10 protein-coding genes are annotated in these 7,986 nt (G+C 55.8%); 2 read left to right on the forward strand and 8 right to left on the reverse strand.

All coding sequences use genetic code 11. The features are described from left to right. Positions 1-1,299: molybdopterin dinucleotide binding domain-containing protein (locus tag M0974_RS15960; RefSeq protein ID WP_297838595.1), on the forward strand; the 1,299-nt coding region annotated here is incomplete at its 5' end. A 10-nt stretch (positions 1,300-1,309) separates the two neighbouring features. Continuing rightward, entirely contained in the window at positions 1,310-2,050 is a 741-nt protein-coding gene (gene cobA, locus M0974_RS15965) for a uroporphyrinogen-III C-methyltransferase (protein WP_297838597.1), read from the forward strand. A gap of 208 nt (positions 2,051-2,258) precedes the next feature. Here cobA and M0974_RS15970 read toward each other — a convergent pair whose 3' ends face one another. From M0974_RS15970 to M0974_RS16005, 8 genes are all read right to left on the reverse strand, one after another. Beyond that, a complete protein-coding gene (locus M0974_RS15970; RefSeq protein WP_297838599.1) occupies positions 2,259-3,248 on the reverse strand; it encodes an OmpA family protein in 990 nt (329 codons plus the stop codon). 106 nt (positions 3,249-3,354) lie between these two features. Beyond that, the gene (sigX, locus tag M0974_RS15975) at positions 3,355-3,945 is read right to left on the reverse strand and encodes an RNA polymerase sigma factor SigX (protein WP_297838601.1); all 591 of its coding nucleotides are present in this window, start codon (positions 3,943-3,945) and stop codon (positions 3,355-3,357) included. Between the two features lie 97 nt (positions 3,946-4,042). Next, positions 4,043-4,867 carry a mechanosensitive ion channel domain-containing protein gene (locus M0974_RS15980; RefSeq protein ID WP_297838603.1) on the reverse strand — a complete coding sequence of 275 codons (825 nt, stop codon included), beginning with the start codon at positions 4,865-4,867 and terminating at the stop codon, positions 4,043-4,045. A gap of 2 nt (positions 4,868-4,869) precedes the next feature. Further along, on the reverse strand, positions 4,870-5,118 hold the full coding sequence (locus tag M0974_RS15985; RefSeq protein WP_297838606.1) for a CrfX protein: 249 nt from the start codon (positions 5,116-5,118) through the stop codon (positions 4,870-4,872). 87 nt (positions 5,119-5,205) lie between these two features. Beyond that, positions 5,206-6,201: a zinc transporter ZntB gene (locus tag M0974_RS15990; protein WP_297838607.1), complete on the reverse strand. Its 996-nt coding sequence runs from the start codon at positions 6,199-6,201 to the stop codon at positions 5,206-5,208. Positions 6,202-6,212: 11 nt separating this feature from the next. Beyond that, positions 6,213-6,701: a ribonuclease E activity regulator RraA gene (gene rraA / locus M0974_RS15995; protein ID WP_297838608.1), complete on the reverse strand. Its 489-nt coding sequence runs from the start codon at positions 6,699-6,701 to the stop codon at positions 6,213-6,215. 55 nt (positions 6,702-6,756) lie between these two features. Then, entirely contained in the window at positions 6,757-7,056 is a 300-nt protein-coding gene (locus M0974_RS16000; RefSeq protein ID WP_297838609.1) for a Rieske (2Fe-2S) protein, read from the reverse strand. An 82-nt stretch (positions 7,057-7,138) separates the two neighbouring features. Further along, positions 7,139-7,986, reverse strand: an 848-nt coding sequence (locus tag M0974_RS16005) for an alpha/beta fold hydrolase (RefSeq protein WP_297838612.1), incomplete at its 5' end; no start/stop codon positions are given.

Consider the following 7,986-nt stretch of genomic DNA (forward strand, 5'->3'; position numbering starts at 1 on the left):
GGTGAGGCCCGCTCTGACTGGGCGATTACTGTGGATTTCGCCCAGCGTCTTGAAAAGCGCCTGCGCCCCGGTGAACCAACCCTGTTCGCCTTCCACCAGCCCCAAGCGTTGTTCGATGAATACAAGCAACTGACACGCGAACGCGATCTGGATTTGTCCGGCATCAGCTACGCGCTGCTCCAGCAACGTGGCCCGCAGCAATGGCCCTTTCCGTCCGGCGCCGAAACGGGCACTGCACGATTGTACAGCGATGGGATTTTCCCCACTGAATCTGGTCGTGCCACGTTCATTACCGAACCGTACCGCGCAGCAAAGGAGACGCGTGACGCGCGCTTCCCGTTGACGCTGAACACTGGCCGCTTGCGTGATCAATGGCACGGTATGAGCCGCACCGGCACTGCCGCGCAGGCGTTCGGACATGTCAGCGAGGCAGTGTTGAGCTTGCACCCGGATGAAATGCGTCGCCATCGCTTACAAGCAGGCGACCTAGTGAGCCTGAAAAGCCGCCGTGGCAGCCTGATCGTACCGGTCAGCAGCGACGACAGCATCCGCCCAGGCCAAGCCTTTTTGCCCATGCATTGGGGGGATCGTTTTCTCAAGGGCGGCGTAAACATTCTGACCCAGCCGGCGTTTGACCCGCTCTCGAAACAACCTGAATTGAAACACACCGGCGTGCGCATCGAAGCGGTGACCTTACCGTGGCAGCTGTTTGCACTGGTGGAAGGTGATGTACAAAGCAAAATTGAGGCGCTGAGACCGCTGTGTGAGGCGTTTTCCTATGTAAGCCTGAGCCTGGCAGGCCGTGAACGCCCTGCGCTGCTCATCCGCGCCGCCAGCCCCCTGGCGCCCGACAATCAATTGTTGACGCAGATCGATCAATTGCTGGGCCTGAACGAAGGGCCGGTGCTGTCTTACGACGACCCTCGCCGCTCTATTGGCAAGCGGGTGCGTATCGAGAATGGCCGGATCGTTGCGATTCGTCTCGCTGGCGAGACCATCGCCCGCCATTGGCTGCAAAGCTTATGGCTGGAAGGCCGAGCGGACGAGCAATTGCGGCGTTGGCTGCTGGCACCGATCAGCACCCCACCCGGCAGCGCCGCCGCCATGCCACGCAGCAGCAAGACGCTGTGTAACTGCATGAACGTCAGCGAAAGCGCGGTATTGGCCGGGATCGGTCGCGGTCTGGACCTGCTTCAACTGAAAACACAATTAGGTTGCGGCAGCCAATGCGGCTCCTGCGTGCCGGAAATCAAACGGCTGATAGCGGTTAATCCGCTACCGGTCGCGATCCATCAATGAGGGTAAGAGCATGAGCGCAAAAGTCTGGCTGGTGGGTGCGGGTCCTGGCGATCCTGAGTTGCTGACACTCAAGGCCGTGCGTGCCATGCGCGAAGCCGATGTGGTGTTGATCGATGACTTGGTTAACGTCGCGGTTCTCGAACATTGTGTGGGCGCGCGGGTGATTGCGGTGGGTAAACGCGGCGGCTGTCGTTCGACGCCACAAGCCTTCATTCACCGGCTGATGCTGCGTTACGCCCGCCAGGGAAAATGCGTGGTGCGGCTCAAAGGCGGCGACCCATGCATTTTCGGACGCGGTGGCGAAGAAGCCGATTGGTTGCGTGCGCAGGGTATTGAAGTGGAATTGGTCAACGGAATTACTGCGGGCTTGGCTGGCGCGACCCAGTGTGGAATTTCCCTGACATTGCGTGGAGTGAGTCGTGGTGTGACGTTGGTCACTGCGCATACACAGGATGACAGCAGCCTGAACTGGCAGGCTTTGGCGCAAAGTGGCACCACGTTAGTGGTCTACATGGGCGTAGCCAAGCTCTCGGAAATCCGCGACAACCTGCTGACTGGCGGGCTGTTAGCAACCACACCGGTGGCAATGATCGAAAACGCCTCCCTGCCCCATCAACGCGAATGCCGCAGCACATTGGCGCAGATGCAAACCGACGCCCTCGCCTTCGAGCTGAAAAGCCCGGCGATACTAGTGATCGGCGAAGTGGCGGCGAGTCAGGCAGGTTTGATAGAGCAGGCGCGCTCTGCCTGAAGCCAGCGATATCCGACTTCTGTAGGACCGAATTCATTCGGGAAGGCGTCGTATCAGATCCCGATGATGTTGAATGTAAGACCGATTCCCGAATGAATTCGGTCCCACAGGGAGTGCTGTCTGCCTGTAGATTTGAGCCAATCATCAAATCGCAGGCAAAGAAAAGCCCGGCCTAGGCCGGGCTTCCTTTTGAAACGTTAGCTACAGATTACTGAGCAGCTTTTGCTTCAACTTCGGCTTCTACGCGGCGGTTGATCGCGCGGCCAGCTTCAGTTTTGTTGTCTGCAACTGGACGGGTTTTGCCGTAACCAACCGAGCTCACACGACCAGCGCCAACACCGTACTGGCTAACCAGAACTTGTTTGACAGCGCTTGCACGGCGCTCAGACAGTTTTTGGTTGTAAGCATCAGGACCGACGGAGTCAGTGTGACCTTCAACAGTGGTGCTGGTTTGTGGGTACTGCTTCATGAAGTCAGCGAGGTTCTTGATGTCGGCGTAGCTGTTAGGCTTAACGACAGATTTGTTGAAGTCAAATTTGACGTCCAACTGAACACGTACGACTTGTGGAGCAGCTTCCACTGGAGCTTCTACAGGTGCTTCAGCAACTGGCTCTGGAGCTGGTGCTGGTGCCGGTGCTGGCTTGGAGCCGCCACCGAAGTTCACGCCCAGGCCAATGGTAGGAGCGTAGTCCCATTTGCCATTGTCCAGTTTGTAGTCAGCGTCTACGCCAGCACGTGCATACAGGTTGTCAGTGATGTACCACTTGGCACCTGCACCGATGGTTGCGAAGGTGGAAGAGTCACGACCTTTGTAACCGTCAGCTTCAACGCCAGTCATGCTCTGGTGAGCAAAACCGCCGGAAACGTAAGGGCGGATAGCGTCGCCAACAGTACCGAAGTGGTACATACCAGCCAACGATGAAGTGTCGCCGTGGATTTTCTGGCTACCAGTACCGTCGTTCGAGCGGGTGTAGTTGGTTTTGCCATAGCCCAGGATAACTTCGACGTCGTCGGTCAAGAAGTAGCCGATGGAAGCACCAGCGGTGCGGCCGTCTTCTACGTGATTGACGCTGTCGTTGTAGTTCTTCTGGTAGAAAGCTTCACCTTCGACAGCGCCTTGGCCTTGCGCCAAAACGCCGAACGAAGCTGCGGCAACAATAGAACCAATGGCAAAGCCCAAGGTGTTTTTAAGTTTCATCCGTTAAATCCCCATCTGGTGATTGTTAAGCGGCCCTCGTACTGAAAGCCAACTCAGCGGCAAGTCTATCAGACCTTGCCTGAACGTTAGAGATATTTACCCCGAGTTAAGTTTCGGTAATGCCGGCAAATTTCTCACGTAATTTATCAAGCGCACGTTTGTAGCGCATTTTGGTGGCACTCAGGCCCATATGCATGATGTCCGCAATCTCTTGAAACTCTAACTCTGCGACAAATCGTAGCACCAGAATTTCTCGGTCAATTGGATTCACATACACAAGCCAGCGATCAAGCCCACCCCGCTCTTCAGGTTTGGGAGTCTTATCCTCCGTCGCCTCTTCAAGTGGGTCCAGACTCAATGCGTCCATCAAGCGACGCTTTCGCCGTTCCTTCCTGTACTGCGTAATACATTCGTTGTAAGTGATGCTGTACAGCCAGGTTTTGAACTTAGATTTTCCTTCAAAATTCTTCAACCCATACAACACTTTAAGCATCACTTCCTGACAGACATCATCTGCATCGCGATCGTTCCCTAAATAACGTGCGCACACGTTAAAAAGTGTTCGCTGATACCGTCGCATCAACTCTTCATACGCGCGAGTCACATGAAACAGCTCGACGTGCGCCCGCGCCACCAACTCCTCATCGGAGAGTTCGCGGGGGTCGTAGCGCATGGACAGCGATTGGGGCTTATTCAAAAAAACTCATGCCGACAGTCAAATCAATCAGGTCAATGTCCGCCACTGCCGTACAGTCGGCGATTTGTGGCGGCATACATTAGCAGGATTTACCGGGTTAGCGGCTGCTCACTTGCTGTTCGAGAAGGATTCGGTTGGACAATGATACCAACTCTCCCTCATCGGTCAGCAAGGTGGTCTTCACCGTGCCAATTTCTTCGATCTGCCCTTCGACATCGCCCACACGCACTTGTTGCCCCACTTGGTACAACTCACGCACATATATTCCCGCTAATATTTGCCCGGCAATTTCACGACTTCCCAGGCCCATTGCCAGCGCAACCGCCAGACCAACGGTAATCAAACCGATCACAATCACGTGATTGAGCAGGTCAGTTTTGACCTCTAACTGACTGATTGCGACCGAAATACTAATAATGATGACCAGCCCTTGGGCAATTCTTCCCAAGCCTGCGGCGTAGTCGATCCCTACCCCCTCGGCAGCACCACGCACCAGCCCGTTGGCCAATTGTGCCAGCAGCACGCCGACCAGCAATACCAGGGCAGCGCCAAATACCTTAGGTAAGTACTGGGTCAACATGGTCAATGTTGCCGACACCTGCTCAAGGCCAAGCGACTCAGCGGCAGAAACCAGAAATATAAGCAGCACGAACCAATATATTATTTTGCCAACCAAGGTCGAAATCGGCACTTGAACGCCGGCCCGAGCAATCAATTTGGTCAACCCAGTGCCGCCCATCAGCCTATCAAGGCCCAGCTTGGCGAGCAGTTTTGACAGCAACGTGTCCAGCAGCTTGGCGACAACAAAACCCAGCAGCACCAAGATCAGCGCGCCAAACAGGTTAGGAATAAAGTTAGCGACTTTGGTCCACAGCACGGTCATTGCAGTGACCAGACTCTGCGTCCAGAGGTTGATTTCCATATTCAATCAGCCTTATCAGCAGAACGAGCAGAAGAAAGAGTGCGTCGAGAAACCGGAGACACATGCGGCGAGCCGTTATTGAGGCCAATCATCAACGCTTGTGACCAACGACCGAGCAGCTTGAACAAATCACCGGCGCCGACCTGACGGTTTGCGGTTTTCAACACGCGGCCCAGGCAAGCGTCGTCATCCCGGATAGAGGATGATGAATTGAGCATGTCGCGCAGTGATTCTTCGAACGGATCGTGCATAGGTACCTCACGCAATGTCACTGAAAGACGCAGCAAATTTCGTCTGAGTCACAACTGAGTCATTTGGTAGCGAATAAATTCGAACATTTACACCCAACGCCAGCGTCGAAACAACCAATATTGACCTATGCCGACGGCGCCCATGAGCGAACAGGCAATCAAAAAACCATACGGATTGCCCGAACCAGGAATTCCACCGACGTTTACCCCGAGCAAACCGGTCAAAAAGGTCATCGGCAGGAACACACCCGTGATGATGCCAAAACGGTACATGACTCGGTTCATTCGCTGGCTAAGACGTCTATCCTCGGTCTCCAGGACCAATCCTACACGCTCACGGGTCAGCTCCAACTCTTCCAGATACCGCGTTAAGCTGTTGTTCAACTCATTCCAGTAATTGGCATCGTCTTCAACAAACCAGGGCACTTTGTTACGGGTCAATTGCGCGTAAACGTCCCGCTGCGGAGCTAAGAACCTACGCAAACCGGCCGCACGACGGCGGATATGCAGCATGTCGCCGTGCTCACACACATACCGTTCATCGGCATCTATTTTTTCTTCCTCTTCATCAACCAGCTCAGACAGCTCGGCGACCAACGCCTGAACTTTGTCGGTAAGGTATTGAGCAAGGTGGAGAATCAGTTCAGACGCAGTTCTAGGACCATTACCCGCGTTAAAGCTCTCGATCAACTCATCGGTAGCCCGTAACTGACGCAAGCGCAGGGAGATCACCTGTTGCGGCGCGGCGAAAATGCGCACCGACACCATATCCTCGGGCTCAGCGCCAGGATTGAGGTTGACCCCACGCAGAAACAGCAACAGCTCCGCATTGGGTAGCGGCACCAGTCGCGGCCGGGTGTTTTCCTCCAGCAGCAAATCGCAACTGAACTCACTCAGCCCGCTGGCGCTACGCAACCAGGCTTGGGTCTGTGGATGACCTCGGTCCCAATGCAGCCAGACACTTTCCTGCGGCTGCAATTGAAGACCTTCCAAATCGGTTCGAGCAATGAAACGCGCCCCGCCTTGACCGTCCAGCACCAGGGCATGCACCAGCCCCCATTGCGCGTTTGTTTCGTCGAACATTCGGCGTCCTGTTATTCGGGCATTTTCAGCGGAGACGGTGAAGTGATGACGCCATTGTTGTCGGCGTATACATATTCACCCGGTCGGAAAGTAACACCGGCAAAGGTCACGGCAACGTTCAGATCGCCAACGCCCTGCCTGTTACTCTTCTTCGGGTGGCTGGCCAGCGCCTGGACGCCGAGATCGGTTTGTGCGACCACGTCCACGTCACGAATGCAGCCATAAATGACCAACCCTTCCCAGCCGTTTTTGGCGGCTTTCTCGGCCAGCATGTCGCCGAGCAACGCGCAACGTAGCGAGCCACCGCCGTCGACCACCAACACCTTACCCTTGCCAGCCGATTCAACCTGCTCCTTGACCCGCGAGTTGTCTTCGAAGCATTTGATGGTGACGATTTCGCCACCAAACGAATCGCGGCCGCCAAAATTGCTGAACATCGGTTCTACGACTTGCACCAGCTCTGGGTAGGCATCGCACAAATCGGGAGTGATGTAATGCATGGGTGAACTCCTTTCAGTGAAAGAACGACTGTTTCATGAGGTATATACGGACAGGCTACACATCGATGCCGATCCTATCGCTGTCGTAGACCAAAGCGAACATTTTCAAGTTCGGGCAGGCGGGCTGTAACGCCCGCCCGCTGGGCAGCTGAAATTCGATGCCGTGGCGCTGGCACCGCAAGACCGTACCCACAAGCGTGGCGGTGCGCAAGGGTGCGCCTTGATGCGGGCAACTGTCTTCGAGCAGAAGCGGCTGATTATCGACCACCATTAGCAGCAGGTCGCGACCAGCGACCTTGAAGGTCTGCCGGTAGCCCTCGCTCAAATTGATCAGTCGCTCAAGGGGATAAAACATAGCGTGAGAACCGCGATCCGAAAATAGCTGAAACAGCGTAATGCGCCATAGCTTAGCCGCATCTTGCAGCCGGTGAAACGCCTCAAGCACCTACGCTTGCACCGCTGACATCAGGTCGCGCATGGACTTGACTGCCCAACGAGACCGAAGGGTCGCGCAACCAACTGACCACCATCGGCCAGACTTGGGTTTGCGCGCCTTTGCTCACCAGCATTTCAACGTGACCAAAATCGTCGCTGAAGCCTTGAGCCCGCCCCAAGCACACAAACTGTCGCTGCAGCGACGCGAATTGTTCACTGAGGGCGCGACAGGCCCAAGGCGGGTCCTGATGATCACCAGCGGCGGCCACGGCCAGGACGGGCACCTGCACCTCCCTCAAGCCAGCCCACCAATCGCGGTCTTTATCGCCAAAGCGGCTGAACAGTCCGTACCAACGCATGCATTCCAGCGCCAGGCCAATGGGCTCATCTTCCGGCCCGCGCTTCAAACGCGAACCTGAAATGTGAGCAAAACGCTTGAGCAGCAGGCGTGCACCCCACTCCACAATCGGCACTTTCAAGGGCCAATAGTTACGGCTGACTTGGCTGCCGAACAGCGCTACTGAAGCTGCAGTGTCGGCACCGAGGTAATGCCCACCCAGCGCTGCGGCCAGCGTGATGCCGCCCAGCGAATGGCCGATCCAGTGGGGAGTTTGCCCGCTTTGCTCACGCACAAACGCCCCAATTGCCGGCAAGTCGTAGCGTGCGTAATCGGCGACGCGGTTGCGTCGATAGTGTTGATTGCGCGACGAAAGACCGTGACCGCGCATTTCCGCAATCCACACATCAAACCCGGCGCGGGCCAAATACGCGCCCAAGCCGATACCTTTGGGTGAATACCAAAAGCGCCTGTTGGAGAAACTGCCGTGCAACAACACCACGGGTATGCCAC

This window comes from Pseudomonas sp. (assembly GCF_026224925.1).
Taxonomy (GTDB): Bacteria; Pseudomonadota; Gammaproteobacteria; order Pseudomonadales; family Pseudomonadaceae; genus Aquipseudomonas.

What these genes read in the sequence shown, in the direction of transcription:
- cobA (WP_297838597.1), top strand. Translation starts at nt 1,310, where the DNA reads ATGAGCGCAAAAGTCTGGCTGGTGGGTGCGGGTCCTGGCGATCCTGAG.
- M0974_RS15970 (WP_297838599.1), bottom strand. Translation starts at nt 3,248, where the DNA reads ATGAAACTTAAAAACACCTTGGGCTTTGCCATTGGTTCTATTGTTGCC.
- M0974_RS15980 (WP_297838603.1), bottom strand. Translation starts at nt 4,867, where the DNA reads ATGGAAATCAACCTCTGGACGCAGAGTCTGGTCACTGCAATGACCGTG.
- M0974_RS15985 (WP_297838606.1), bottom strand. Translation starts at nt 5,118, where the DNA reads ATGCACGATCCGTTCGAAGAATCACTGCGCGACATGCTCAATTCATCA.
- M0974_RS15990 (WP_297838607.1), bottom strand. Translation starts at nt 6,201, where the DNA reads ATGTTCGACGAAACAAACGCGCAATGGGGGCTGGTGCATGCCCTGGTG.
- rraA (WP_297838608.1), bottom strand. Translation starts at nt 6,701, where the DNA reads ATGCATTACATCACTCCCGATTTGTGCGATGCCTACCCAGAGCTGGTG.
- M0974_RS16000 (WP_297838609.1), bottom strand. Translation starts at nt 7,056, where the DNA reads ATGTTTTATCCCCTTGAGCGACTGATCAATTTGAGCGAGGGCTACCGG.